Source organism: Leptolyngbya sp. Cla-17 (assembly GCF_016807185.1).
Taxonomy (GTDB): Bacteria; Cyanobacteriota; Cyanobacteriia; order Leptolyngbyales; family Leptolyngbyaceae; genus ULC077BIN1.
Genome location: NZ_JAEVYN010000001.1, coordinates 1,385,041 through 1,410,969, shown reverse-complemented (window position 1 = coordinate 1,410,969; position 25,929 = coordinate 1,385,041). Strand labels below are relative to the sequence as shown.

Below are 25,929 nucleotides of genomic sequence, written 5' to 3'. Positions count from 1 at the left end.
GGTTGGCTTTTGGTTAAGTTTTGCTTATGTAGATTTAACTATGGATGCGACCATCGGGCAGGATTGCTCCAGTTAAAACGGCTCCAGTCAGTTTAACCATCACGCGATCGCCCGCAGTCACCTTAGCGCCCCTCAAATCTGCGCCAGTTAAATCTGCTCCACTCAGATCTGCCCCAATGAGATTGGCATCTTTCAGATTTGCCTGTCTCAAGTTTGCTTGCAATAAATTTGCCCGAAATAAATTCGCTTGCTGCAAATTTGCTCCACTTAAATTAATGCCGTGCAGAAACGCATCACTTAAATTGGCATTGCTCAAATTGGCATTGCTTAAATTCCGCTGAGATAAATCTCGTTCTGTGAGATCGGCTCCACTAAAATTGGTGCCGCTCATATCCGGATGCGGCGATCGCCAAACCGGAGCTTCATACACAGGAGTGCGGGGTGGTTTGGGCTTGGGTGGATCAGGAGGTTTAGTTGCAGAGGTCGATGAAGTCGATGTTGAAGACACCTGAGAGGAAGCTGCTTGATAATACGCCTGATAGCGAGTGGGGTCAGACTGATTAAAAGTTGAAGACGAACGAGGTTGTGGCTCTGGCGGCTTTGAGCTTTGGGTAGATTGAGAATTTGCAGTTTGCTCAGAGGATGCGGTGTAACGGGGTGTCTCTTTGGCGTGAGAGGCAGACTCTTGATAGTGCTGATGAGGGCGAGGATAGGGCTGATAATAATGCCGTCGCGACTGAGAACGAGGCTCTGATTGTGAACGAGTGCCTTTGGTTGGTTGATGGGCTGTTGCGTTAGAACTCGCCTGTGAGTTTGCACGATCGCGTAGGCGATCGCGCGCATGGTTGAGTTCCTTCATTTTTTCCTCAGCCTTTTCGACCAAGCGAGGATTACCGGTTGGAACGCGATCAGGATGCCAAATTAAAACCAGATCTTTATATGCCCGGTTCACTTCTTCTAGAGAAGCACCCGACTTCAGCCCTAAAATCCCGTAGCACCGCTCCAAATCGCTTATTGACATCAAAATACCATCATTTCCTAAATGGGGTTTTGGATATAAGGAATAGACCTGCTACTGAATCAAGCTAGATCGAATCTCAATTCTATCTCTAAGGTTCAGCATCCTAAATCGAATATGACGTTAATTCATTCTACAGGCTTAAAGAAAACAGGGGCAGGCTTGAAGAAAACAGGGGCGAGAGGAGATTTAAGTTTCACATTTCAATCCCAGCTTTCGCCCCCCATGCCTTTTTCCTAGGCTGCTGTTCGCGCTAACAGCACCGGGCAATTGGCATATACCCGCACATAGTCTGAGAGGGAGGTGCCCAACAGGCGATCTAGGTCGGGCAAGCCTTTCGCGATCGAAGGGCGGCGATCGGGTGAGCCTAACATTAACAAGTCGGTGTGGGTATCTTCCGCAATGCTGCAAATCAGTTCGCCAGGTCTACCTACCGCCGAGATGCATTGATACGCAACGCCCATTTTTTTGGCTTCCGCGATCGCCGAAGCGAGTACAGCGTCTTTTTCCGCTTCAGCGCCCGTTTTCTGCTCTGTCTTTGCACTCATGTTGGCATCCACATGCACCAACGTCAGCTGACTACCTTTTATATCGCGCAGCAAAAACAGCGCCAGCTTCAAGCAACTCTTGGATGCTTCAGATTTGTCTACCGCCACCATGACGCGCTTGATTTTCTTGACATAAATATCATCCTTGACTAGCAACATCGGGCGAGACGATAGCTGAAACACATACTGACTGACCGAGTTTTCTAAAATAGACATGATGCGCTTGAGTCCGCGAGATCCCATGATGATCAGATCTGCGTCAATTTCTTCTGCCACTTTGCACACCACATCTTTCGGGTCGCCCTGACGCAGCATGGCATTGACATGATTGGGGTCAAGCTTTAGCGTTTGGATTGCATTTGCTAAAACCTTACCGCCTTCTTCCCACCGTTCGGTCATTGCTTCTGTCGTGGTTTGAGCAGGAACAACATGCAGAACAGTCACTCTCGCTCGCTGAATTGAAGGGATATCCATCAGAGCTTTCAACATTTCTTCAGAATGCCCAGTGCCGGAATTTGCTAGTAGAATTTTTTCTATCATTATTTTGCCTTGCGTCTCAAAACTTTAAGTGTGCTGGAGGTGATTTATATCGCTACAGAAGATAGGTATTCGTTGGTAATCAGATCCGTTGGCAACAAAATCTATTTCTATTAATAGCTTTATCCCTAGCCGCTCTCAATCAACTGTATTTTGAATCCACAATTTTTCACAAATCTGTACTAACCTACATAGCTGCAAGACTCGGTAATTGCTTAAATAGCATTAAAACCAAATTAGCGATTCTAATGATTACCAATCCATCAGATGCTCGTCGGCTTCCACCCACAGGGGAGCTTCAAAGCGATTTGCAAGCGACTACTCCAAACTGGTTTGACTATCCAGTCATCGCTCACCCTCACCATACAGACTATGGTGGGAATGTCTGGCATGGCGCTTATATTTCCTGGATGGAGGAAGCCCGAATTGAATGCCTGCGATCGATTGGGGTTGAATTTGCTGATTTAGTCGCGTTGGGCTGCGATTTGCCAGTTGTGGAGCTTGCCTTGCGCTATCATCAGCCTGTTCGAATGGGTATGGCGGCGATTGTTAAAACTCGCATGGTAGAAATGTCTGGGGTGCGGATTAATTGGGATTATCAGATTGAATCGACCGATGGGCAAACGTTGTTTGTGTCGGCCAGTGTCACCTTGGTCGCGGTTGATCGCGAAAAAGGCAAGATTTTGCGCCAATTGCCACCCATCGTCAAAAGCGCCCTGGTTAGGCTGTCAGAAAGCTAAGGTGATTCTCCAATCGGCCTGATTTTGGTTAGTCAAGGCTGTAAAAATAGACAGAATTTCTGTTCAATTGGATACAGTGAAAGAATGCTAGAAAGTCATGATAAAAACTTTCTTTAGAAACTTATGCCGTTCAACATCAACTTCCTGGAGACGCTTAACTATCACGATCGCACTCAGTTTCGCTAAAAAACAGCATGTTTAATGCCACTGAACTATTAATCGAAGACTTTGTTAAAAAGCTAAAGGAAGGCTACCGCCGCACTTATGGCGGATTAAAGTCAGACTATGAAGACATCATCGGCTGGGTTGGCTCCATGGCGATGGAAAATATCGCCAATAGTGATGCGCTTTACCACAATGTTGAGCATTCTATTCTCGTCGCCTTGGTTGGGCAAGAAATTCTGCGCGGCAAACACATTCGTGAAGGCGGCGTGTCTTGTGACGATTGGCTGCATTTTGCGATCGCACTGGTTTGTCATGATATTGGTTACGTCAAAGGCGTTTGCCGACAGGATCGAAATGGTTTTTATGCAACCGGCAAAGATGGCGGCATAATTCCCCTTTCCATCGGTTCCTCCGATGCAGCCTTAACGCCTTACCACGTGGATCGGGCAAAGCTCTTTATTGATGAACGCTTTGGCGGGCATAAACTGATTGATGCTGAAGTGATTAAGCACAATATTGAACTGACGCGCTTCCCCGTGCCTAACGCAGAGGATCACCAAGAAACCACGAACTTTCCGGGTTTGATTCGGGCATCTGATTTGATTGGGCAACTCAGCGACCCCCGCTACCTCAGAAAAATTGGGGCCTTGTTTTATGAGTTTGAGGAAACTGGGGTGAACAAAGCGTTGGGCTATCGCCATCCTGGAGATTTGCGCCGAAACTATCCCAAATTTTACTGGCATGGAGTGTACCCCTATATTCAAGATGCGTTACAGTACCTCTCTTTGACTCAGCAGGGTAAGCAGATCGTTGCCAATCTTTACTCCAATGTGTTTGTTGTAGAGCATGAGGATTTGGAACACTTGTAAATCTGGCTCCGTTGGAAATTTAGTCAGTATGCTAACCTAGTGTGCTACTTTGAATGGACAAAATCTGGGCTTCTCTTCTATGAACTGGTGGCGACGGCTAAAAACCAATACCCTGGCACGACTGGGGGCATTGGTGCTGATCACTTTTTATCTTGCGGTCATTGCTGCTGAATTTGTCGCGCCTTACAATCCCTACGCTTCTCAGCTCGATGGGGCTTTGTTGCCACCCACTCAAATTTATTGGAATGAGCCAGGCTTGATGGGTCCTCATGTTTATCCAACCATTCAAGGACCGATAGATTTGCAAACGGGCGATCGCAAGCTGCTTGTCGATCGCAGCAAACCCTCTCCTATTCGCTTCTTTGTTCAAGGAGAACCCTACCGCCTATTTCAAATTAAGCTTCCCCTGCCAACCCAATTTTCCCTCACCAATCCCAAGTTTGATGAAGTGGAAGTGTTTCCAGGCATTCCCGGCACTCTGCATTTGTTTGGCACTGAAGGCGGCAAGTGGAATCTGCTGGGAACCGATGAGCAAGCTCGTGACCAATTCAGCCGATTAGTATATGGAGGACGGATCAGCCTCAGCATTGGGCTGGTTGGAATTGCAATTTCTTTTCCGTTAGGAATGCTAGTGGGCGGCATTTCTGGATACTTTGGCGGTTGGACAGATGTCATTTTGATGCGCCTAGTAGAAGTGCTGATGACGATTCCCAGCATCTATTTATTGATTGCACTAGCCGCCGTGTTGCCTACGGGTCTCAGCAGCGCTCAGCGATTTCTGCTGATTATTTTGATTACTTCCTTCATCCGCTGGGCAGGATTAGCGCGGGTGATTCGCGGGGAGGTGCTGTCGCTTAAAGAGCGAGAATTTGTCCAGGCGGCACGGGCAATGGGAGGGCGATCGCTCTACATCATTCTGCGTCACATTTTGCCCCAAACTGCCACCTACATCATCATTGCGGCGACCCTTTCCATTCCAGATTTCATTGTTGCAGAATCGGTACTTAGCCTGATCGGTTTAGGCATTCAGCAGCCAGATCCATCCTGGGGAAATATGCTTTCACTTGCCACGAATGCGTCTGTCTTAGTATTACAACCCTGGCTCATTTGGTCTCCTGCCCTACTGATTATCTTGACCGTACTGGCATTTAATCTGCTGGGTGATGGATTACGTGATGCCCTAGATCCGCGCAGTCTGGAACGCTAAGCAATGCCCAATGAAGGTGAAACCTGCCTTCTCGATTGAGAAGGCAGGTTGAAAATCAAAAGCCCTTCTCATACACGAGAAGGGCTTTTATGTGTTTTATTCTCCCAAAATGGAAAACTTAGCGTTTTGCTAATCGTTTTTCTTTCGACAATTTCCGTAACCGAATCGATTCTGGAGTAATTTCCAACAGTTCATCAGGACCAATGTACTCCAAAGCACGCTCCAGACTCATATCCATCGGGGCTTGTAGTTGCACCAGTTCTTCTCCACCCGATGCCCGGTGGTTGGTCAACTGTTTTGTCTTACAGATATTGATTTCCAGGTCTTGAGAACGATTATTCTCACCCACAATCATGCCTTTATATACCTTAACTCCAGGCGCAATAAAGAATGTTCCCCGATCTTCCGCGTTTTTCATGGCGTAGAACGTGGCAACCCCCTCGTCAAACGAAATCAAGACTCCATTACGACGAGACTCAATATCTGCACCCAAGGGGCGATAGTCCAAAAAGCTGTGGTTCATGATGCCATCACCACGAGTAAGCCGCATAAACTCTCCCCGGAAACCAATCAGTCCACGGGCAGGCACTACAAACTCTAGTTGGGTGCGTCCGTTGCCCCCAACTTGCATATCTTGCATTTCAGCTTTGCGTTGCCCCAAACGTTCGATGCAGCTTCCTGATGCACTATCGGGCACGTCAAGCACTAAGGTTTCAAACGGTTCGCAAGGGCGACCGCCGACTTCCCGAAAAATAACCTGTGGCTGAGAAACCTGGAACTCATAGCCTTCTCGGCGCATGGTTTCAATCAAAATACCAAGGTGAAGTTCACCCCGGCCAGAAACCAAGAGTTTGTCAGGAGAATCCGTTTCCTCAACTCGTAGAGCAACGTTAGTTTCAAGTTCGCGCATCAGGCGATCGCGCACTTGTCGGGATGTGACAAACTGACCCTCTTGACCTGCAAAGGGTGAGTCATTCACAGAGAACGACATTTGTAGCGTTGGTTCATCTACCTTGATCAGCGGCAAAGCTTGGGGTTCATTTGGGCAGGTAACAGTTTCACCAATGTTGGCATCGGCAAACCCAGCGATCGCCACAATATTGCCAGCAGACGCTTCTTCAATGTCAATCCGCTTTAAGCCATCAAATCCCATCAGCTTGCTGATTTTTGATTTGACGATCGCGCCTGTTTCAGTAACCAGCGCTGCCTGTTGCCCCATCCGAATGACACCATTGTGAATCTTGCCAATGATAATTCGACCCACATATTCGGAGTAGTCAATGGTCGTAACCTGAAGCTGAAGCGGAGCAGAAGGATCACCCACTGGAGGGGGAACATGCCGCAGGAATGCCTCAAATAGAGGCTTCATGTCAACGGGTTCATCTTCTAAATGATCGATCGCAAAACCCGATATTCCCGATGCAAACAAGTATGGGAATTCGCACTGGGCATCATCCGCACCCAATTCTAAAAATAGATCTAGTACCTTATCCACAGCTCCATGAGGATCAGCCTGGGGACGATCAATCTTATTGATTAGCACAATCGGGCGCAAACCCTTCTCCAACGCTTTCTTCAGCACAAAACGGGTTTGAGGCATTGGACCTTCGTTGGCATCCACAATCAGGATGCAACCATCCACCATGCCCAGCACCCGCTCTACTTCACCGCCAAAATCCGCGTGTCCAGGAGTATCAACAATGTTGACCAGAGTATCTTTGTAGCGAACCGCCGTATTTTTCGACAAGATGGTAATGCCGCGCTCACGCTCCAAATCATTGGAATCCATAACGCAAATTGGCACCTCCTCTCCTTCTCGGAATGTGCCCGACTGTCTCAGCAAGGCATCAACAAGGGTAGTTTTGCCATGGTCAACGTGAGCAATGATGGCAACATTACGAATTGGCAGAGTCATAAAACCGTTCCGCTAAAAAAGAAATTCTGTGGGTGAGTGGCTTCTTAAGAAATTTTCTAATAAATCCAGAGCAAATCCTGGTAAAGAAGCCTTAATAAGTCTATCTCAATTATTTGTCACCGTGGCGCAATCGACGGAATTTGCTAGCATCTGGCGAGAGGCAACAGCACCTCAAAAGTTGTACCGTCGGTTGAGTTGGATGCAAGATTAAGATGTCCACCGTGTTTCTCTACGATAATTTGACGGCTGATTGCTAAGCCGAGTCCTGTTCCTTTGCCAATGGGCTTGGTTGTAAAAAAGGTTTCAAAAATGCGAGATTGCAGTTCAGCCGGAATGCCAGGACCGTTGTCATGAATGGCGATCGCAACCCATTGTGTTGTGGAACTACCTGAAATTTCTCGCTTTAAAAGGCTTGTTGAGATTTCAATGCAAGGCTTCCAGTTAGATTCAGATGACGAATCAATCTGTTCAGATAAAGCATCTACAGCATTTCCAATTAAGTTTGTAAAAACCTGACTGAGTTGTCCTGCATAGCAATTAATTAAGGGCAAATCTCCATAGTTTTTGACGACCTCAACAAAATTTCTAATACGGCTACCTAAAATTAGTAAGGTGTTATCTAAACACTCATGAATATCTCCTGGGCGCTGAACAGCTTCATCCACATGAGAAAAGTTTCTTAGGGCAGAAATAATTTTTTTAAGACGCTCTGAACCCATTTTAATACTGGAAACAATTTGAGGAAGGTCTTGAATCAGAAAATCAAACTCAAGCTCCTCTTTTAATTCTGCAATTTCGGGAATCAACTGCGGATACTTTTTTTCATAAGCTGAAAGAATCTGCAAAATGTCATTGATATAATTTTGCAAATATCCAATGTTTCCCCATATAAAGTTCACAGGATTTAGCAGTTCATGGGCAATTCCTGCCACCATCTCTCCCAAACTTGCCATCTTTTCAGTTTGAATCAACTTAGCTTCAGTTTGCTCATTTAATAACTTGATAGTTAGTTCATGAACTTGAGAATGTGCCAATAAAAGATGATGAACCTCTAATAGAAAATATGACTCAGCAGCAGCTTGAACCACAATGGGTTCATATAGTAGCTCAGGTGATCTTAGCAATGCCTGGTGAATCGCCTCAGCAATTTGCATATGTCCGGGTAGAACTAGCACATCATGTTGAGCAGATTCATATAACATTTTGATTGAGCGTTTCAAAAATAATTCAGGACCGTAAGGTCGGCTCATCAACTCTAAAAAACGCCGCCGAGAAAGCATCCCGAAAAACGCACCACTATTTATCAAAATCACACCGGGAAGAATCGATTTTTCCTTGAAAGTCGTTGAAATATCAATTCCCAGCTGCTCGATTTCAACTGAACAATCATGGAGATGAAGATCTTTAATTTGGGACTGCATATCCAAACTAGTTTCAATCGAATGATCCGAGCTTTTTTGAATTTCAAGGACGTTCATGACAAGATAAAAACCGCTAATTATAAGGTTGATAATTTAATAACAGCCCGGTGCAACACGATGTCTATTGTTCAAATACTTTTGCAAATTGATAATCCTTTCTTAACCACAGAATAATCAATCTAATTGGTTAGTTTGCTCGATCACCTAATTATTAAACGTAACATCTCTACGCAAGTCAAAACAACGGTATAGTTTAATTCCAACAAAATTTGTTAATAAAAGCAAAATAGGGTGCATCTATCAAGATAAACAATGAAGATTGCATGAGTAACCGAGCAATTAACAGCTTTGAATGTTGGGTTCGTTTGGTGATGAGGATTGGCCTTTAATTTTTGCAAAGACCGAACGATTTACGGGAAGTAAAGCATTTAGCCTTCGCTTATGGGAGAAGTGACAATATCTGCAAGACCTTCTCCTTCAGAGGAAAGGCTTTTGGACGTAGATAAATTGGCTGCATATCGCGTTTTCTCGATAAACGCGATGGTTTAGTATGAATCCTGAATTTCATTAAAGATTTGGGCACTTTATCGGAGTGGATGCAGAATTTGCTATTGTGGTTAACTGAAGGGTAATGCTGGTGTAGCTCAGTTGGTAGAGCAGCGGTTTTGTAAACCGCCGGTCGCAAGTTCGAGTCTTGTCACCAGCTTTTTGAAAGTACTGCTATTTCTAATATCACTGCGATAAGATCAGCGGCTGAGTGTTCACTTTGTCTGGTCAAAGTCCTTTTTAATGTTTTTGTTTCTTTCTAAGCTATTACCGCTGTTTTTGTATCCTCTGGGTCTGGCTTGCCTACTGCTGTTGCTAGCGTTAGGGCTGATGTTTTGGCGACGATCGCGTTTAGCGATGATTCCCGTTGGGTTAGCGCTGGTTATTTTATTAGTGAGCAGTAATGGTTGGGTGAGTATCGTATTGCTCAAATCTCTAGAATTTCAACACCTACCCAAAGGCGAGTTACCCCAAGCAGACGCGATCGTGGTGTTGGGTGGAGCCACTAAACCAGCTTTTTCTCCCCGTCCGTGGGTGGAGGTGAGTGAAGAGGGCGATCGCGTGTTGTATGGTGCCAAACTCTACCGTGAAGGCAAAGCGCCTCGTCTTATTCTCAGTGGCGGGCGGGTAGACTGGCAGGGCAACAACGACGCTCCGGAGTCGGCAGATATGGTGGAGCTAATGAAAACAATGGGAGTTCCCGACTCAGCAATGATTCAGGAGCCGACTTCACGCACGACTCGTGAAAATGCAGTGAATGTGAAGAAAATTATGGGCGAAAACGGCATCCGCCGCATATTGCTCGTTACTTCAGCAATTCATATGCCGCGATCTCTCCGCATTTTTCAAAAACTGGGAATTGATGCGATTCCTGCACCGACTGATTTTTTAGTTAGCGATAGCGATTTAGAAGCTTTGCAAGCCAGTCCTCAATCGTTGGCGCTGAGCTTACTTCCTGAATCTGAGCAGCTCCGCAACATTACCCGTGCCCTCAAAGAATATGTTGGCATGTTGATCTACTGGTTGCGCGGCTGGATCTAGCTCAGCCATTCATTTGTAGCTCCTGGAGGAAGAATTATGAAGTTTTTCAAACTACTTAATGAGCAGTCGCTCATTTAAATGTAAACAAACATGAACAAAAATGTCTGTTTTTTTATCAAATTGTGTCAGTTAAGTCCCCAAACCCGCACGAGGTAAGCTTTTCTGATACAAAGATTCATGTGCAACGTAAAACGTAAGGTCTAATTTTTAGCTGTCATTGATTCTCGTTTTTTTGCTTAATGTCCCGCTTTTCATTTCGTCGGCTGGCAGATGCAAAATCGAAGACCCTTAGATGCTCAGCATTGACCTTTAGTAACGACTGCTTGCAATCGCATGATTTAAGGAGCCTAACCGCATGTTCACTCACGTCAAGCCCATCATTAGACATGTCGAACCCGAAACCTTAGGCGGACGCAGTCTGGTGAAGGTGGTTTATGTCGTGCTAGAGCCTCAATATCAAAGCGCTCTTTCTGCTGCTGTTCGATCAATTAACCAGAATCATCCCAGTATTGCCGTCGAAATTAGCGGTTATCTGATCGAAGAACTTCGTGATCAGACTAATTTTGAGGACTTCAAGAGGGATGTTTCTCAAGCCAATATTTTTATCGCTTCGTTGATTTTTCTAGAAGATTTGGCAGATAAGGTAGTGGAAGCGGTGGAACCTCACCGCGATCGCCTAGATGTATCGGTGGTCTTCCCCTCTATGCCCCAGGTCATGCGCCTCAACAAAATGGGCAGCTTCTCATTGGCGCAAATTGGACAGTCCAAGAGCGCGATCGCCAGTTTCATGAAAAAGCGCAAAGAGAAATCTGGCGCAGGCTTTCAAGATGCCATGCTGAAGCTGCTCCGCACCTTGCCCCAAGTATTGAAATATCTGCCAATGGATAAAGCGCAGGATGCCCGCAACTTTATGCTGAGCTTTCAATATTGGCTGGGTGGTTCTCAAGAAAACCTGGAGAACTTCCTGTTGATGCTGGCAGATAAGTATGTATTCAAGGGAGAAGTGGGCATAAACGGTAGCGCCGCTCCTATTTTTCAATACCAGGACCCGGTAACATACCCTGATCTTGGCATCTGGCATCCCCTCGCGCCCACCATGTATGAGGACGTGAAGGAGTATCTCAACTGGTTTTCCTCCCGCCGCGACTTGCCAGAGGAAATGCGCGATCCGCTCGTGCCAACGGTTGGGCTAGTTTTACAACGGACTCATTTGGTCACAGGCGACGATGCTCATTACGTGTCGATGGTGTCTGAACTGGAGGCAATGGGCGCACGGGTAATCCCTGTGTTTGCTGGCGGGCTAGACTTTTCTAAGCCTGTGGAAGCTTTTTTCTATGATTCAATTCACAAAACTACGCCGCTCGTGGATGTGGTGGTGTCCCTTACAGGCTTTGCCTTAGTGGGTGGTCCGGCACGGCAAGATCATCCCAAGGCGATCGAAGCGTTGACTCGACTGAATCGTCCCTATATGGTGGCGCTGCCGTTGGTCTTTCAAACGACGGAAGAATGGCAAGATAGCGAACTAGGGCTACACCCAATTCAGGTTGCGTTGCAGATTGCCTTGCCAGAACTGGATGGCGCTATTGAGCCAATTATTCTGTCTGGACGGGATGGCAATACTGGTAAAGCGATCGCCCTGCAAGATCGAGTGGAAGCGATCGCCCAACGCGCCATGAAATGGGCAAATCTGCGCCGCAAGCCTAAGCTGCATAAGCGCGTTGCTATTACTGTCTTCAGCTTTCCTCCAGATAAAGGAAATGTGGGCACAGCCGCTTATTTAGACGTGTTCGGCTCTATTTATAAAGTACTGGAATCGTTACACAACAACGGTTATGACGTACAGGAACTACCCGACTCGGCAGAAAAGCTGATGTTGGAGGTATTGCACAATGCTCAGGCTCAGTTCAACAGCCCCGAACTCAACATCGCCTATAAAATGTCGGTGCCAGAATATGAAGCTCTGACCCCCTATCACGAACGGTTGATTCCTTCTTGGGGTCCTGCTCCTGGCAACCTGAACACCGACGGACAAAACTTGCTGATCTACGGCAAATCCTTTGGCAATGTCTTTATTGGCGTACAGCCTACGTTTGGCTATGAAGGCGATCCCATGCGCCTGCTGTTCTCCCGTTCCGCCAGCCCTCATCATGGCTTTGCTGCCTATTACACCTATCTGGAGAAAATCTGGAAAGCCGATGCGGTGCTGCATTTTGGCACCCACGGTTCACTGGAGTTCATGCCCGGAAAACAGATCGGCATGTCCGATGAGTGCTTCCCTGATAGCCTGATTGGCACCATCCCCAACCTTTACTATTACGCGGCAAATAATCCATCAGAAGCTACGATCGCCAAGCGTCGTAGTTATGCCGAAACCATCAGCTATCTGACTCCTCCCGCTGAAAATGCTGGCTTATACAAAGGGCTAAAGGAACTGAGCGACCTGATTGCCTCTTACCAAACCCTAAAAGACACGGGGCGGGGTGAATCGATCACCAACACCATCATGGATCAGTGCCGAGTGGTGAACTTGGATAAGGATGTTGCACTACCCGATAAAGACGCGCGAGATTTAACCAGTGAAGAGCGCGATATGGTTGTTGGCAAGGTTTACATCAAGCTGATGGAGATTGAATCACGCTTATTGCCCTGCGGTCTCCATGTAATTGGCAAACCCCCAACAGCGGAAGAAGCGATCGCCACTTTGGTTAACATTGCTAGCCTTGATCGCGAAGAAGACAACATCCTCAGCCTCCAGCGGATTATCGCCATTAGCATCGGGCGAGAAATGGAGGAGATTTATGCTAATAGCGATCGCGGAGTTCTCAACGATGTAGAACTGCTGAACGCCATCAACATGGCGGTTCGTGCCGCTGTCGCTGCCATGGTTCACGCCCAAATTGACGAAGAAGGGCGTGTCTCCAAACTCTCGATGTTTAGCAATCTCTTTAACAACAAAAAAGCACCCTGGATTGAAGCGCTTCATCAAGCCGGCTACACTGCCGTTGATTCCGAACCGCTCAAGCCGCTGTTTGAGTATCTCCAATTCTGCCTCAAGCAAGTGGTTGCCGATAATGAACTGGGCGCTCTGCTAGTCGGATTAGATGGACAGTACATCATTCCCGGTCCTGGCGGTGATCCAATCCGCAATCCTGATGTACTACCCACGGGCAAAAACATCCATGCTCTTGATCCCCAATCAATTCCCACTGCTGCTGCGGTTAAATCGGCAAAAGTGGTGGTTGATCGCCTGCTCGATCGCCAGCGGCAAGAAAACGACGGTAACTATCCCGAAACGATCGCCTGTGTTCTTTGGGGCACCGACAACATCAAAACTTACGGCGAATCTCTTGCCCAAATCCTCTGGATGGTCGGAGTCAAGCCCATGCCCGACTCTCTCGGACGAATCAATAAACTAGAATTATTGTCCTTAGAAGAATTGGGTCGCCCCCGGATCGATGTCGTCGTCAACTGCTCCGGTGTCTTCCGTGACTTATTCATCAACCAAATGGCACTCCTCGATCGCGCTGTCAAAATGGCAGCCGAAGCCGATGAACCACTTGAAATGAACTTCGTCCGTAAACACGCTATGAAGCAAGCAGAAGAGATGGGCATCAACCTGCGCCAAGCAGCAACCCGTGTTTTCTCCAATGCTTCCGGTTCCTACTCCAGCAACATCAACTTGGCAGTGGAAAACGGCACCTGGGAAAATGAACAAGAACTCCAAAACATGTACCTAGCGCGGAAAGGATTTGCTTTCTCATCCGATAATCCCGGCATGATGGATCAAAGCGAAGACCTGTTCAAAGCAGCCCTTAAAACTGCGGATGTCACCTTCCAAAACCTGGACTCGTCGGAAATTTCCCTCACCGATGTTTCCCATTACTACGATTCGGACCCCACCAAAATCGTTGCGGGTCTGCGGGATGACGGCAAAAAGCCCACTGCTTACATGGCAGACACTACTACTGCCAATGCCCAAATCCGCACCCTATCGGAAACCGTGCGCTTGGATTCTCGCACCAAACTGCTAAATCCTAAGTGGTATGAAGGGATGCTTTCCCACGGCTATGAAGGCGTGAGAGAACTCTCAAAACGCTTGGTCAATACGATGGGCTGGTCTGCAACCGCCGATGCTGTGGATAATTGGGTCTACGAAGACACGAACACTACATTCTTTAAAGACGAAGAAATGAGCAAGCGGTTAATGGATCTCAACCCCAACTCGTTTCGCAAAATGGTGACGACCTTATTAGAAGCCAATGGGCGCGGCTACTGGGAAACCAGCGAGGAAAACCTCGATAAACTCCGCGAACTTTATCAACAAGTCGAAGATCGGATTGAAGGAATTGAGTAGTCTCTAAAATCTGTGGGGTGGGCACATGCTCACCCAATTCTGCTTGGTTTAAGTTTCTAACGCGCATTGCGGAAATCGTCCATGCTGATTAGCTTCAACAATGGCATTACGGCACTCAAGTAAACTAGCGCCTGTCCTCAGTGCTAGCTCTTTAAGATTAATTACAGGATAGGCAGATGGCGGCGCGCTTAAATAGAGCTCATAAGCAACATCCAGCACTTTGGAGTTAAGCATCAACGGTCTAACGGTGGCTTCCAAAAGATTGAGCATGGGGGTTCGCACATAACCTACCTCATTATTTTTGATCTCATCCAGTGGAATGGCTTCCATCTTAGGTCGGAGTTTATCGGCAATTACAAGGTGCGGCTCTAACAAACGGTATACGCAATTGGATAGAGCAGTCAGCCCATAAATGCCGATGTTTCGCATTACTATGATTCTGACCCCACCAAAATCGTTGCGGGTCTGCGGGATGATGGCAAAAAGCCCACTGCTTACATGGCAGACACTACCACTGCCAATGCCCAAATCCGCACCCTATCGGAAACCGTGCGCTTAGACTCGCGGACAAAATTACTCAATCCTAAGTGGTACGAAGGGATGCTTTCCCACGGCTATGAAGGCGTGAGAGAACTCTCAAAGCGCTTGGTCAATACGATGGGCTGGTCTGCAACCGCCGATGCTGTGGATAATTGGGTCTACGAAGACATCAACACTACATTCTTTAAATATGAACAAAGGTGCAGAAGCCAATTAAAAGGCGGTTTGAGAATAGAGTTAACATTGGCACTTATACGGAGCCTGTTTGGGCATCCCAATGGCACAATAACAGCAGCAAGTTTTCCAAAGGCAAAAGATTCTTTGTAGAAGACTGTTTTACAGATCTCTGCCGCAATCTCTAGAAGCTGTAGTTTTGCAGTGCAAACGGAGATTGACTTGTGTTTTATTTCACGTTCAGTTGTTGGCTGGTTCGCATGATTTATGGTAGCCCTTGAGCCTACTATTCAAAAGCCGCCACGGTGGCAGCGTACTCGGTATTCACCGCTAGTGCGCCAAATCGATGTTGCCGTATCGTCGGCACAGCTCGTGTTTTATCTATGGTGGGATCGAGCTGTTTCTAGAAAATCCAATCGCTATCGCAACCGTCGTGCCCAATGGTTGGTTGGTACGCTGTTAGATTTGGGACCTACTTTTATTAAGCTTGGACAGGCATTATCTACTCGTGCTGATCTGCTGCCACCAGAGTATGTAGAAGCGCTAACCCGGCTACAAGATAAGGTGCCAGAGTTTAGCGCTGATGACGCGATCGCCACTATAGAGGCAGAGTTAGGCGCTTCTATTTATTCTCTTTATCGGCAGTTTGACTCGATTCCAATTGCGGCTGCTAGTTTAGGGCAGGTACACAAAGCCCGATTGCATACTGGCGAAGAGGTGGTTGTCAAAGTCCAGCGTCCAGGGTTAGAGCGACTATTTAACTTAGATCTTAAAGTGTTACGGCGACTGGTGCGGTTTTGCGATCGTGCCTTACCGTGGAGTCGGCAGTACCAGTTAGAAGGTATCTACCAAGAATTTGCTGAAATTTTATATAAAGAAATCGATTACATCCAAGAGGCAATCAACGCTGATCGCTTCCGGTTCAACTTTCGGCATCATCCCCGCATTCGGGTGCCCAAGATTTATCCTAAATATACAACCCGCAAAGTTTTGACGATGGACTATGTGCCGGGAATCAAAATTAGCGATCGCCAAAGCTTGGAAGCCTGCGGAATTAATTTAAAAGAAATTAATCAATTAGGTATTTGCAGCTACCTGAAGCAATTGTTACAAGATGGCTTCTTTCAGGCAGATCCCCATCCTGGCAATATGGCAGTCAGCCAAGATGGATGCTTAATTTTTTATGATTTCGGCATGATGGCAGAAGTTCAGCCGATTAATAAAGATCAGATGGTCAAAACGTTCTTTGCCGTACTGCGAAAAGATACCGACCAGGTAATCGATACGTTAATAGATATGGGACTAATCGAGCCTGTTGCCGATATGGTTCCCATTCGTCGAGTGACGCAGTTTTTGTTAGAGCAATTTACCGAAAAGCCCGTAGAGCTGCAAGCCTTTACTCAAATGCGGACTGAACTCTACGCATTGTATGAACAGCAGCCTTTCCGCCTACCGCCTAAAATGACCTTTATTTTGAAGGCGCTCACCACTTTGGATGGTGTTGCTCGTACCCTTGACCCCGAATATAGCTTAATGATGGCGGCGAAGCCATTTGTGAAAAGCCTTGCGACCAGCAAGCAGGGAAACAGCGGCGTTGGTGAGCTAGTCCGCCAAGCCCAAAAATTCGTTATGTTCAAATTGCGTCAACCTAATTCCGCTGATCTGTTGCGGCAACAGGTGAAAGAACAACGAGAACAAGAGGAATTTCAGCGGCAAGTGCGCGTTCTAGAAAGCGATCGCGCCACGAAACGTCTGAATCTTTCGATCCATTGTCTTATCTATACTTGCATCACCGGATTTGCCCTACTATCGGCAACGATGCTGCTGGTAAATGGTTATATTAATTGGGCGATCGCAGCATTGGCGTTAGCTAGTGTTGGAGGAGTGATTTTACTCCGCGCCCTCGTTAATTTAATGGCTCAAGACCAAGTTGACCGAGTGATTGGAAGATAAATTAAAGCTCCACAACTTTGAAGCTAAGCTGCAAATTGGAACTCTTTCAGTTGACCTGTTTACCCCGATCCTTGTACCCAACTTCTGTTTATGTTCAAAGTTGTCACGCCTGGTTTTTCCCAAGAGTTTGAGCGATGGACAGAGGCACTCAATGCCGCTAAATCGCTCATGCCAAACTGCAAGTGGTCGGAAACCGTCAAAATCCATCTCTGCGATGAACTAGTCTGGATGTATAGCCGGGAATACAAATATCCTCAATACATTGGCGCTGGCAACTACAACTTGCTAGCCAAACTATTTATTCAAGAAACGTTGGAAGATACCGCCAAAATGACAAATAGTGACCAATCAAATGACGAAGAAAACCTGCTCCCTGATTAATTCAGTAAAGGGTTTCATTAAATAGGAATCTATTCCGATTCGGCTTCTTTCTTATCGACAATCACCACAAAGGTCGCTTCAGGGGACTGCTGTTTGAAGAACAAAAGGTGTCCATCTGCATCAGAGCGGCTGCGATAGCGAGCAACAATCACCAATTGCTTGTTGGGCATTAGTTGAGCGATCGCCCAGCGATTGAGACGCTGTTTGTAAGATTTTGCATCAAGGTCAGGCGCAAGGCTGTTGATCTCGGCGTTGGATGTCATAAAGTTGCGTCTTTTGTAAAGAATATAGGCGTTAGCGAGTCTGTTGACGGAAGTATGCGATCGCCACACATTCACAATTCAGCAAAGAAAAGCTAAATTAGCTAGCTGTCAAGATTTATCCGTTAAGTCTCAACACTTGAATCAAGTAGGACTTTATCAGCAAGGAAAACAAACGAATAAGAAGGGTTTTTCTGACGAGAAGAAAGGGATTTCCATACCGGCCTTATCCCTATCAAAGCACTGTTCACTGCTTTTTCATTGTAAAGTTTTTGTAAGCAGCCTCCATCAATTAAGGTTAAATTCTGTTAGTGCTGGGAGAAAATTTCGGTTTTCGTGCATGGAACGACTCAATTTGATCAGTGCAAACCGCTTTAATGGGCTGAGCGCAAACCATTGAGTTAGTGTCAGTTTTGCTCCAACTTCGTTTGCTTTCTCTTGAACACTGACAGGGATTTGATCTGCATTCAACCAGGGCGGATCTACATCAATTGGCAACTCAGAGGCGGTAGTACCCGTTCGCTGTTCTACCAGCCGCTGTAAAAATTCTCGATAGTTCTGAATTTCCGCTTCAGTTTCACAGGGCAAGGCAACCATTTGAGCGCGATCGCTGGGCTCAAACTGATTCCAATGCTGCAACTTTAGCTTGACCCCACAGGCATCAAGCTTGAATCGAACCTGCATCGGAATGCAGCGCAAGGATTCAACAAAGTCAGATTCAAAGGCAAAAAATTGGCTCATTATTGCATCCCCTTTAGTCATCTTGATATTGGCGTTTAAGTTTGACCTGGTTGTCTCTCCTGTGGGTGAAGATCGTGTTGAATGATCTCTCTGACCTGTTTTGCCGTTGCAGGAGCCAAAAGTACGCCATTTCGGTAGTGCCCACTGGCAAGGATGACGTTGCTATAGCCCGTTAGCAGTTCGACGATAGGAGCGGAACGACCTTCAGGACGGGGGCGCAAACCCGACCACTGTTGAATAATCTGCGCGTTTTTTAGAGCGGGAACCAGAGCGATCGCCTGGTTCATCATCGCCTCTAACCTATCTGCATTGGGCTGTACTGTAAAATGTTGGGTCTCTACACCACCAAACTCCACCGTTGCGCCAATCCAGTATTCACCGTTGCCTAATGGCACCAAGTTCAGATCGTTTCCGGTGATCACCGGCTGTCGATCAGGCAATCCCAAAGGGTGCTCTAAGGCAACCTGCAAGGCTTGACCAAGCACAGGACGAATATCTACAGGCTGTTGCAGGCTAGCAGTGAGGCCAGCTGAGCCTAAACCAGCGGCAACAATCAGCCAGTCTAGATCGATAGAGTCGGTGGCCGTGTGCAGGCGGGAGAGTTTTTCACTGTTTGCTGGAATAACAGGAGATTCAAACTCCACAAGCGTGTTGAAATGAAAAGTGACTCTGTTTTGTTCGGCGGCGGCAACCAGCGCTAAGGTGAGATCGGTTGGATTAACCTGGCGATCGCCAGGGGAGTAAACAGCACTCATCACCTGCTCTAAATTGAGATGGGGATAGTTTGCTGCAAGATAAGCGCGATCGCAGATTTCTAACTGCAATCCTTGAGAGCGGCGAATTTCTGCCAGCGATCGCCAGCGTTCTAGATCTTCTCCAGCAAAACAAAGCCGCAAAATTCCCTGACGATTGTAAGGGATCTTGCGGTTTGTCATCGCTTCTAGCTGAGGAATCCACTGGTCGTAGGTTTCAACGCCCAGCAGTCGTCTTTGAAAATTGCTACCCTTTGGCTTTTGGCTGATGGCTGCCATTAAGACCCCAAGCGCAGCACCCGTAGAAGCTTGGGCAGGCGCTTGGCGATCAAACACCCTAATTTCCAAGAGAGGGATTTGGCTCAGTTCGTAGGCGATCGCGGCACCTACAATTCCACATCCAATAATGACAACTTTCACATCAAGCTAGCTACTCAGCCTCTGGCTCAGATTCAGCGCCCTGTGGGGTTAATTCCAGCACTGTATCTTCTGGCTCAACATCCGATTCTGTAGGCGCTAGCAACTCCTTCAAAAAGCTGGTTTTAGGCTCTTCAGCAATTGGCTCAGGCGGTTTTGGCTTAAGACGAGCCGCTTCGGGCACCATTGCCAAAAAAGAATCAAAGTCTTTTACGGCTGCACCATATTCACGCTGGGCAACAGCGACTTTGGAGGTTTGCGCGGCTAAATCAAGCGCAGTTAAGTCATTAAACACTTCCTTTGCAAGTTTACGGGCACCGGGTTGAGCATCGGGCAATAGGACGCGCGAAACATTCTGCATTTTGACCCGCAGCTCACCCAAAGGACCGTGAATAAAGTTTCGGGTAAACGTCCAATCTTGCTGTTGCACGAGCGCACCTAACTCAGGCAAGCGATCGCGCATTGCCTGCAACTCCGTCGCGTATCCCTGAATTTGCTCTAACTGCTCAGGCGCATAAGTCAGAGGCTTTTTAACTTTGGCAGCCTCAACCTGACCCACTGCAATCACCAACACCATTAACAAAGCCAGAGCGGCTGACATAATCGAGCGAATCTTCACCATGACTTGTTAACCCAACCTCGCCGAATGAAATACATGCCTACTTCTATTTATAGAATCGAGCAAGCCATATAAATGATAAGTGACCGCCCAGAGACTCTACGTCAAGAAGTGTATATCAAAACCGCTTCTCCTGGCCTAGCTCCCTTCCGCTAGACTTATGTTAGACTCCACGGGTCTTTGGGTTATTGCTGAGGTTAGATATGGTGAAGGTCATTGGTCGTAGGTTGTTGGGTAATCAATCGGTCTATGACATTGGGGTCGAACAAAACCATAATTTTGTGCTGGCAAACGGATTGGTGGCATCCAATTGCTTTAATAAATCCCACTCCACAGCCTATGGCTATGTCACCTATCAAACCGCTTACCTGAAGGCAAATTACCCAGTTGAGTATATGGCGGCGCTGTTGACGGCAAACAGTGGCGATCAAGATAAGGCACAGAAGTATATCGCGACGTGTTTTGCCATGGGCATCCAAGTGCAGCCGCCAGATGTCAACCGCTCTGGAGTTGATTTTACGCCGACTGGTGATGCCATTTTGTTTGGTTTAGGAGGCGTACGCAATGTGGGTTTGGGGGCGATAGAAAGCTTGTTAGCTTCGCGAGAAGCAGAGGGACCATTTAAATCGTTGCCAGATTTGTGCGATCGCGTGGACTCTCGTGCCGTTAACCGGAGAGCGTTAGAAGCGCTAATTCATTGCGGTGCCCTAGATCAACTCGATCCTGACCAAAACCGCAACCAGCTTGTCCATGACTTGGAACTGATTTTGGATTGGGCGCAGGCACGATCTCGCGATCGCGCCAGTGGACAAGGCAACCTGTTTGATATGCTGGGCAGCACACAAGCCACCGTGAATGCATTTGAATCAGCTCCCAAAGCAAGCCCTGTCTCAGACTTTGCTCAACAAGAACGGTTGCGGTTGGAAAAGGAGATTATCGGCTTCTACATTTCAGATCATCCGCTTAAGCCACTGCAAGCTTCTGCCCGGATGCTGGCACCCATTAACCTGAGCGATTTGCAAGACTACGCTGAAGGTTCCTCGGTGAGCGCGATCGTCATGTTAACTAGCCTTAAACCTGTGACTACTAAAAAGGGCGATCGCATGGCGATTCTCACGATTGAAGACCTGACCGGGAACGCCGAGTCTGTTGTTTTTCCCAAATCTTATGAGCGCATTAGCGAGAAGCTGATTGTGGATGCACGGCTGATGGTGTGGGGCAAAATCGATCGGCGGGATGATCAGGCACAATTTATCGTAGAAGATGTGGAACCCATTGAATCGGTACGCATGGTGATGGTCGAGTTAGAGCCTAAAGTTGCCAGTGATATTGAACAACAGCATCGCCTCCGCACTGTGTTGTTGCAGCATCGAGGTGAGGACGATCGCGCGAAGGTTCCTGTTGTGGCGATCGTCAGTGCCCAAGATAAACGCCATTTTGTCCGATTTGGTCCTCAGTTTCGCGTCCATGATCATCAAGCCGCCGTCAACGCTCTACTCAAAGCGGGGTTTCAAGCTCACGTTTCCTCTCTTACGACTCCTGCTTAAACATGGCTTGGGGAGCATCGATGGGCTGTCTGCTTTACCGATTTCTGGTCAGTTTATCCAGTTGCTTTCCTCTACTTAATTCCTCTGTCAAGGTAATATTTACTATCGAAAACAATAAATTTGAAAGATTACGTGGATTTTCTTTCTTTAGGATTGGCTACACCAAACCGTAAGATAGGGGAGGCGTGACTGAACTGCACCATTGTGAAAGCACTTTCTCTTCTTGGCTCTACAGGTTCCATCGGCACTCAAACTCTGGATATTGCGGCGCAGTATCCTGACCAATTTCGGATTGTAGGATTAGCGGCAGGGCGCAATGTGGACCTGTTAGCACAGCAGGTGCGGCAGTTTCGCCCGCTGATTGTTGCCGTATCCGATGCAGATAGGTTGCCTGACCTTAAAGCCGCGATCGCCGATCTTTCACCGCAGCCTATCTTGCTGGCAGGGCAGGAAGGGGTGATTGAAGTAGCGCGGTGTGCGGAAGCGGATGTAGTGGTGACAGGCATTGTTGGCTGTGCTGGATTGCTACCGACGATCGCCGCCATCAAAGCTGGAAAAGATATTGCTCTTGCCAATAAAGAAACCTTGATTGCAGGCGCTCCAGTGGTGCTGCCCTTGGTTAAGCAACATGGGGTGAAACTGCTGCCTGCCGACTCTGAGCATTCTGCGATTTTTCAATGTCTGCAAGGAGTTCCCGCAGGTGGTTTGCGTCGGATTTTGTTGACGGCATCCGGCGGTTCTTTTCGCGACTTGCCTGTGGAAAAGCTAGCACAGGTGACCGTTGCTGATGCGCTTAAACATCCCAATTGGACAATGGGGCGCAAAATCACCATTGACTCTGCAACACTTATGAACAAAGGGCTGGAAGTGATCGAAGCCCACTATCTCTTTGGCGTGGACTATGACCATATCGCGATTGTCATTCATCCCCAAAGCATTATTCACTCGCTGATTGAACTGGAAGACACCTCCGTGCTGGCACAACTAGGCTGGGCAGACATGCGGTTGCCACTGCTGTATGCCCTTTCCTATCCCGATCGCATTGCCACAAACTGGGAACCGCTCGACCTTGTGAAACTTGGTAATCTAACTTTCCGCGAACCCGATCACGAAAAATATCCCTGTATGCAACTTGCCTATGCCGCAGGGCGGGCGGGGGGCTGCATGCCAGCCGTATTAAACGCCGCCAATGAACAAGCCGTCGCTCTATTTCTAGAAGAAAAAATCCGCTTTTTAGATATTCCCCGATTGATTGAGCAAACTTGCGATCGCTATCAAACTCAAAATCGCTCCGATCCAGCCTTAGAAGACATCCTTGCTGCCGATGATTGGGCACGGCAAGATACTCTGACTGCTAGTCAGCCCCTAATTGCCGCTCATTGAGGCTAGGTGAAACATTTGCGCTGACCTTGGAATATTCACAAAGATCGGCTTCACCTAGCCCTCTCCCAATAAAACAGGAAATTATAACTATCCAAATCAACTTCCCAAAACTAGCTGAATAGAGATGGCATAGGGGTTGGGAGGGATGGCAAATTAGTTGCACACGTGAGGTACTTAAGCTTGAACTAGCACGGGTGCTTGATTGTGAAGCAATAGCCGAGATTCCTGTGGTTCAACACAATACACTTCGCAGGAATTGTTAGGACTTTCAATCAGCTTGACCTTATATAGCTGTGCGCCAATTTGCCTGATGGGGTCCTGTAGCAAATCGCGGATATGAATGGCGATATTTTCTGCGGTTGGTACCACGTTTGCAAAGTAGGCAACATCCTTGTTTAAAAAAGTGTGGTCAAAAGGTTCTACGACGCAAGTGTTGATCGCCGCTTGAAAATCAACCAAATCAGCAATCATGCCAGTGCGTGGATCGATGTCTCCTTTAATCGTCACTTCTAAATGGTAATTGTGTCCATGTCCGTTTGGACGAGCGCACTTACCATAGATTTCAGAGTTCTCTTCAAAACTAAGATCAGGACGAGCAAGGCGGTGAGCAGCGCTGAAATGAGTGCTAAGAGTCAGATAGGCTTGCATATCGTCTCCATAATAATCTGCCCAAAGTTCGGGATGTTCAAATAGCTGAATGCGGACGAGCGGAAGATGAGGGGCAAGCCGTTGCCAAATAACCCGCGCTATATTTTCGGTCGTTGGCAGCGTTTGCTGAAACTCTTCCCAAGCATCATTCAAATAAGAAAAATCGAGTTGGCTGGTAATCTCACGTTTGATGATGTGTTTTACGTCTGAGAGATTTAGCACCATGCCATATTCATCTAAGTCGCCCAGCATGGAGACGAACAAAACGTAGTTGTGACCATGACCAGGAAAACCTGTGCAAGCACCGAAGCGGCTCAGGTTCTCTGCCTCGCTAACCTCTGGCAACCAATAGCGATGGCTGGCAGAAAATTGGGCGCGACGATTAATAGTACATTTCATAAATTCCGTGCCGGAGTAGCCTGGGAAACCTTGAACCGAGATGCAAAATTTTGTAAAGCATCCTATTTTCAGGATAACTAACATTCGCGGCGATCGCCGGACATTCTTAGTATTAGAATATGATGAACAAGTGTTAAGAGACTTTTCCATTAAATTTTTTTGAATGCTTTTCTCAATGCTCCTCCCAGCGTTACCCATGGCTCAATCTGAACTGATTACAGGAATGCAATATCATCGTCGCTTCTCTCAGAAATGGCTGGTTTATCTATTCAGTAGTTTAGTGGCGCTCTCGATATGGCTAAGCCCTGTTGGGCTGTTTGCCAGTTCTTCCGTTGCATATGCATTTGATAATCCTGACTTATTGCCAAAAACTGATACTGCTGTGATTGATCTGGCAAAGTTCTTGAGCAGTGACCAGGAAGCAGCTTTGGCAGAAGATCTAGCGCAATTTCAACAAACGACCGGATGGAAACTGAAAGTTTTGACCCAGTTTGATCGCACCCCTGGAACAGCCGTGAAAGGATATTGGGGGCTAGACGATCATAGCGTCTTGCTGGTTGCCGATCCGAGAGGTGGAAACATCTTGAACTTTAGCGTTGGTGACGATTTTTATCCACTAATGCCACGCGTCTTTTGGATCGAGCTGCAAACTCGCTTTGGTAACCAGTTCTACGTTCGGGAGAATGGTGAAGATCAGGCAATTCTAGGGGCGATCGGTTCGATCAAAACTTGCCTTTTACAAGGCGGCTGTCAGGTCGTTCCAGGTTTACCTCAAGAGCAGTGGATTCTAACACTCATTACCTCAATCCTGGGCGGAGTCATTTGTGGTTTTGCAGCGCACCCCCGCAAGGAAGGGCAAGTTTTTTCTTGGCAATGGGCACTGATTTTTTCGCCGCTTTGGGGTATTTTGTTTATTGCTTTTGGCATTGGTCCAGTAGTGACTCGCACATCCGATTGGTTGCCCCTATTCCGAAATGTGGCGGGCTTTTTGATCGGAGCGCTGGTCGCCTATTTAACCCCAATGTTGAATCGTTCTTCCCCATCTGAAACATAATCGCCTATCCTATTCCTAGTCTCTTTGGCATTTTGCCAACTGACGAATTAGTCTGAAGGCAAAGACATGGAATGGCATGTGACGGACGCGCAAAGCTTAGCACTGATTGATCGTGAAATTGGAGGACATACGTTTTCTCCGGCGGAGTATGAAATTGTTCGGCGAGTCATTTACGCTACGGCAGATTTTGATTACCAATCGCTGATTCGATTTTCAGATGCAGCACTACAGTCTGGGGCCGCAGCACTGGCGGCTCGAACCACCATTGTGGTTGATGTGCCGATGGTGCAGGTAGCGATCGCGTCTACTATTCAACACACCTTTGCTAATCCTGTTTATTGCAGCATGGATGCCTTAACGCGTCCACAAAAGGAGAAAACTCGCGCTGCGTGGGGCATTGAAACCTTGGCACGTCGGTATCCTGAGGGTGTATTTGTCATAGGTCAATCTCAGACCGCGCTGACCGCGATCGCAGAACTCATTGAAACTGAAGACATTCGACCCGCGCTTGTGATTGGCACTCCGGCTGGTTTTGTGGGGGCAGATGTGGCGAAAGAACGACTAGCAGACTCTCTCGTGCCATACATCACCATCAATGGGCGGAAGGGCAGTTCAGTGGTAGCGGCGGCTATTGTGAATGGCTTAGTCGATTTAGCATGGCAAGCTTATGGACAGGAACAGCTAGGCGCTAGCTAATGGA

General features: G+C 47.3%; 22 protein-coding genes and 1 tRNA gene. 13 read left to right on the top strand and 10 right to left on the bottom strand.

Annotated features, from left to right (window positions below):
* Window positions 1-34: 34 nt before the first annotated feature.
* Together JOY44_RS06245 and JOY44_RS06240 are read right to left on the bottom strand one after the other, a co-directional pair.
* Window positions 35-1,021, bottom strand: a complete 987-nt coding sequence (locus tag JOY44_RS06245; RefSeq protein WP_171572802.1) for a pentapeptide repeat-containing protein — start codon at window positions 1,019-1,021, stop codon at window positions 35-37.
* 233 nt (window positions 1,022-1,254) lie between these two features.
* Entirely contained in the window at window positions 1,255-2,106 is an 852-nt protein-coding gene (locus tag JOY44_RS06240; RefSeq protein ID WP_171572800.1) for a universal stress protein, read from the bottom strand.
* A gap of 245 nt (window positions 2,107-2,351) precedes the next feature.
* Between JOY44_RS06240 and JOY44_RS06235 the strand changes: the two genes are divergently transcribed.
* The 3 genes from JOY44_RS06235 (at window position 2,352) to JOY44_RS06225 (ending at window position 5,084) form a co-directional block, all read left to right on the top strand.
* Window positions 2,352-2,843 carry an acyl-CoA thioesterase gene (locus tag JOY44_RS06235; protein WP_171572798.1) on the top strand — a complete coding sequence of 164 codons (492 nt, stop codon included), beginning with the start codon at window positions 2,352-2,354 and terminating at the stop codon, window positions 2,841-2,843.
* Window positions 2,844-3,037: 194 nt separating this feature from the next.
* Window positions 3,038-3,877, top strand: coding sequence for an Npun_R2479 family HD domain-containing metalloprotein (locus JOY44_RS06230; protein ID WP_171572797.1), 840 nt, complete (start codon window positions 3,038-3,040; stop codon window positions 3,875-3,877).
* 49 nt (window positions 3,878-3,926) lie between these two features.
* A complete protein-coding gene (locus JOY44_RS06225) occupies window positions 3,927-5,084 on the top strand; it encodes an ABC transporter permease (protein WP_197985011.1) in 1,158 nt (385 codons plus the stop codon).
* A 118-nt stretch (window positions 5,085-5,202) separates the two neighbouring features.
* Here JOY44_RS06225 and typA read toward each other — a convergent pair whose 3' ends face one another.
* Entirely contained in the window at window positions 5,203-6,999 is a 1,797-nt protein-coding gene (typA, locus tag JOY44_RS06220; RefSeq protein ID WP_171572796.1) for a translational GTPase TypA, read from the bottom strand.
* Window positions 7,000-7,142: 143 nt separating this feature from the next.
* Window positions 7,143-8,477, bottom strand: coding sequence for a sensor histidine kinase (locus JOY44_RS06215; RefSeq protein WP_171572795.1), 1,335 nt, complete (start codon window positions 8,475-8,477; stop codon window positions 7,143-7,145).
* Window positions 8,478-9,053: 576 nt separating this feature from the next.
* Here JOY44_RS06215 and JOY44_RS06210 point away from each other — a divergent pair.
* From JOY44_RS06210 to JOY44_RS06200, 3 genes are all read left to right on the top strand, one after another.
* Window positions 9,054-9,126 (top strand) — tRNA-Thr (locus JOY44_RS06210).
* A gap of 83 nt (window positions 9,127-9,209) precedes the next feature.
* Window positions 9,210-10,007 carry a YdcF family protein gene (locus JOY44_RS06205; RefSeq protein WP_171572794.1) on the top strand — a complete coding sequence of 266 codons (798 nt, stop codon included), beginning with the start codon at window positions 9,210-9,212 and terminating at the stop codon, window positions 10,005-10,007.
* 355 nt (window positions 10,008-10,362) lie between these two features.
* Window positions 10,363-14,361 (top strand): magnesium chelatase subunit H, encoded by a 3,999-nt coding sequence (locus tag JOY44_RS06200; RefSeq protein ID WP_171572793.1) that lies wholly within the window; start codon window positions 10,363-10,365, stop codon window positions 14,359-14,361.
* A gap of 48 nt (window positions 14,362-14,409) precedes the next feature.
* On the opposite strand, the gene JOY44_RS31300 is transcribed toward JOY44_RS06200, so the two are convergent.
* On the bottom strand, window positions 14,410-14,790 hold the full coding sequence (locus JOY44_RS31300; RefSeq protein ID WP_197985010.1) for a hypothetical protein: 381 nt from the start codon (window positions 14,788-14,790) through the stop codon (window positions 14,410-14,412).
* Here JOY44_RS31300 and JOY44_RS06190 point away from each other — a divergent pair.
* The 3 genes from JOY44_RS06190 (at window position 14,770) to JOY44_RS06180 (ending at window position 17,409) form a co-directional block, all read left to right on the top strand.
* Complete coding sequence (locus JOY44_RS06190; protein ID WP_197985166.1) at window positions 14,770-15,228, top strand: cobaltochelatase subunit CobN; 459 nt, start codon at window positions 14,770-14,772, stop codon at window positions 15,226-15,228. The genes JOY44_RS31300 and JOY44_RS06190 overlap by 21 nt on opposite strands.
* A 114-nt stretch (window positions 15,229-15,342) precedes the next feature.
* On the top strand, window positions 15,343-17,028 hold the full coding sequence (locus JOY44_RS06185) for an ABC1 kinase family protein (protein WP_171572792.1): 1,686 nt from the start codon (window positions 15,343-15,345) through the stop codon (window positions 17,026-17,028).
* Window positions 17,029-17,118: 90 nt separating this feature from the next.
* A complete protein-coding gene (locus tag JOY44_RS06180; protein WP_171572791.1) occupies window positions 17,119-17,409 on the top strand; it encodes a hypothetical protein in 291 nt (96 codons plus the stop codon).
* 29 nt (window positions 17,410-17,438) lie between these two features.
* Here the strand turns inward: JOY44_RS06180 and JOY44_RS06175 are convergent, their stop codons facing one another.
* The 4 genes from JOY44_RS06175 to psbQ all read right to left on the bottom strand — a co-directional run bounded on the left by JOY44_RS06175 (window position 17,439) and on the right by psbQ (window position 20,201).
* A complete protein-coding gene (locus JOY44_RS06175; protein WP_171572790.1) occupies window positions 17,439-17,672 on the bottom strand; it encodes a hypothetical protein in 234 nt (77 codons plus the stop codon).
* Window positions 17,673-17,957: 285 nt separating this feature from the next.
* Window positions 17,958-18,410: a nitrate reductase associated protein gene (locus JOY44_RS06170; RefSeq protein ID WP_171572789.1), complete on the bottom strand. Its 453-nt coding sequence runs from the start codon at window positions 18,408-18,410 to the stop codon at window positions 17,958-17,960.
* Between the two features lie 35 nt (window positions 18,411-18,445).
* Complete coding sequence (locus JOY44_RS06165) at window positions 18,446-19,582, bottom strand: NAD(P)/FAD-dependent oxidoreductase (protein WP_171572788.1); 1,137 nt, start codon at window positions 19,580-19,582, stop codon at window positions 18,446-18,448.
* 10 nt (window positions 19,583-19,592) lie between these two features.
* Window positions 19,593-20,201 (bottom strand): photosystem II protein PsbQ, encoded by a 609-nt coding sequence (psbQ, locus tag JOY44_RS06160; RefSeq protein ID WP_171572786.1) that lies wholly within the window; start codon window positions 20,199-20,201, stop codon window positions 19,593-19,595.
* 200 nt (window positions 20,202-20,401) lie between these two features.
* Between psbQ and JOY44_RS06155 the strand changes: the two genes are divergently transcribed.
* The gene (locus JOY44_RS06155) at window positions 20,402-21,745 is read left to right on the top strand and encodes an OB-fold nucleic acid binding domain-containing protein (protein WP_171572785.1); all 1,344 of its coding nucleotides are present in this window, start codon (window positions 20,402-20,404) and stop codon (window positions 21,743-21,745) included.
* A gap of 204 nt (window positions 21,746-21,949) precedes the next feature.
* Window positions 21,950-23,128: a 1-deoxy-D-xylulose-5-phosphate reductoisomerase gene (gene dxr, locus JOY44_RS06150; RefSeq protein WP_171572784.1), complete on the top strand. Its 1,179-nt coding sequence runs from the start codon at window positions 21,950-21,952 to the stop codon at window positions 23,126-23,128.
* Between the two features lie 174 nt (window positions 23,129-23,302).
* Here the strand turns inward: dxr and JOY44_RS06145 are convergent, their stop codons facing one another.
* On the bottom strand, window positions 23,303-24,175 hold the full coding sequence (locus JOY44_RS06145; protein WP_171573735.1) for a 6-carboxytetrahydropterin synthase: 873 nt from the start codon (window positions 24,173-24,175) through the stop codon (window positions 23,303-23,305).
* A 196-nt stretch (window positions 24,176-24,371) separates the two neighbouring features.
* On the opposite strand from JOY44_RS06145, the gene JOY44_RS06140 reads away from it, so the two are divergent.
* Together JOY44_RS06140 and JOY44_RS06135 are read left to right on the top strand one after the other, a co-directional pair.
* A complete protein-coding gene (locus tag JOY44_RS06140) occupies window positions 24,372-25,229 on the top strand; it encodes a TPM domain-containing protein (RefSeq protein ID WP_197985008.1) in 858 nt (285 codons plus the stop codon).
* 66 nt (window positions 25,230-25,295) lie between these two features.
* Complete coding sequence (locus JOY44_RS06135) at window positions 25,296-25,925, top strand: precorrin-8X methylmutase (protein WP_171572783.1); 630 nt, start codon at window positions 25,296-25,298, stop codon at window positions 25,923-25,925.
* Window positions 25,926-25,929 lie beyond the last annotated feature (4 nt).

Coding starts and splice junctions, on each gene's coding strand:
- JOY44_RS06245 (WP_171572802.1), bottom strand. CDS start 1,021: ATGTCAATAAGCGATTTGGAGCGGTGCTACGGGATTTTAGGGCTGAAG.
- JOY44_RS06240 (WP_171572800.1), bottom strand. CDS start 2,106: ATGATAGAAAAAATTCTACTAGCAAATTCCGGCACTGGGCATTCTGAA.
- JOY44_RS06235 (WP_171572798.1), top strand. CDS start 2,352: ATGATTACCAATCCATCAGATGCTCGTCGGCTTCCACCCACAGGGGAG.
- JOY44_RS06230 (WP_171572797.1), top strand. CDS start 3,038: ATGTTTAATGCCACTGAACTATTAATCGAAGACTTTGTTAAAAAGCTA.
- typA (WP_171572796.1), bottom strand. CDS start 6,999: ATGACTCTGCCAATTCGTAATGTTGCCATCATTGCTCACGTTGACCAT.
- JOY44_RS06215 (WP_171572795.1), bottom strand. CDS start 8,477: ATGAACGTCCTTGAAATTCAAAAAAGCTCGGATCATTCGATTGAAACT.
- JOY44_RS06205 (WP_171572794.1), top strand. CDS start 9,210: ATGTTTTTGTTTCTTTCTAAGCTATTACCGCTGTTTTTGTATCCTCTG.
- JOY44_RS06200 (WP_171572793.1), top strand. CDS start 10,363: ATGTTCACTCACGTCAAGCCCATCATTAGACATGTCGAACCCGAAACC.
- JOY44_RS31300 (WP_197985010.1), bottom strand. CDS start 14,790: ATGCGAAACATCGGCATTTATGGGCTGACTGCTCTATCCAATTGCGTA.
- JOY44_RS06185 (WP_171572792.1), top strand. CDS start 15,343: ATGGTAGCCCTTGAGCCTACTATTCAAAAGCCGCCACGGTGGCAGCGT.
- JOY44_RS06180 (WP_171572791.1), top strand. CDS start 17,119: ATGTTCAAAGTTGTCACGCCTGGTTTTTCCCAAGAGTTTGAGCGATGG.
- JOY44_RS06175 (WP_171572790.1), bottom strand. CDS start 17,672: ATGACATCCAACGCCGAGATCAACAGCCTTGCGCCTGACCTTGATGCA.
- JOY44_RS06170 (WP_171572789.1), bottom strand. CDS start 18,410: ATGAGCCAATTTTTTGCCTTTGAATCTGACTTTGTTGAATCCTTGCGC.
- psbQ (WP_171572786.1), bottom strand. CDS start 20,201: ATGGTGAAGATTCGCTCGATTATGTCAGCCGCTCTGGCTTTGTTAATG.
- JOY44_RS06155 (WP_171572785.1), top strand. CDS start 20,402: ATGGTGAAGGTCATTGGTCGTAGGTTGTTGGGTAATCAATCGGTCTAT.
- JOY44_RS06145 (WP_171573735.1), bottom strand. CDS start 24,175: ATGAAATGTACTATTAATCGTCGCGCCCAATTTTCTGCCAGCCATCGC.
- JOY44_RS06140 (WP_197985008.1), top strand. CDS start 24,372: ATGGCTCAATCTGAACTGATTACAGGAATGCAATATCATCGTCGCTTC.
- JOY44_RS06135 (WP_171572783.1), top strand. CDS start 25,296: ATGGAATGGCATGTGACGGACGCGCAAAGCTTAGCACTGATTGATCGT.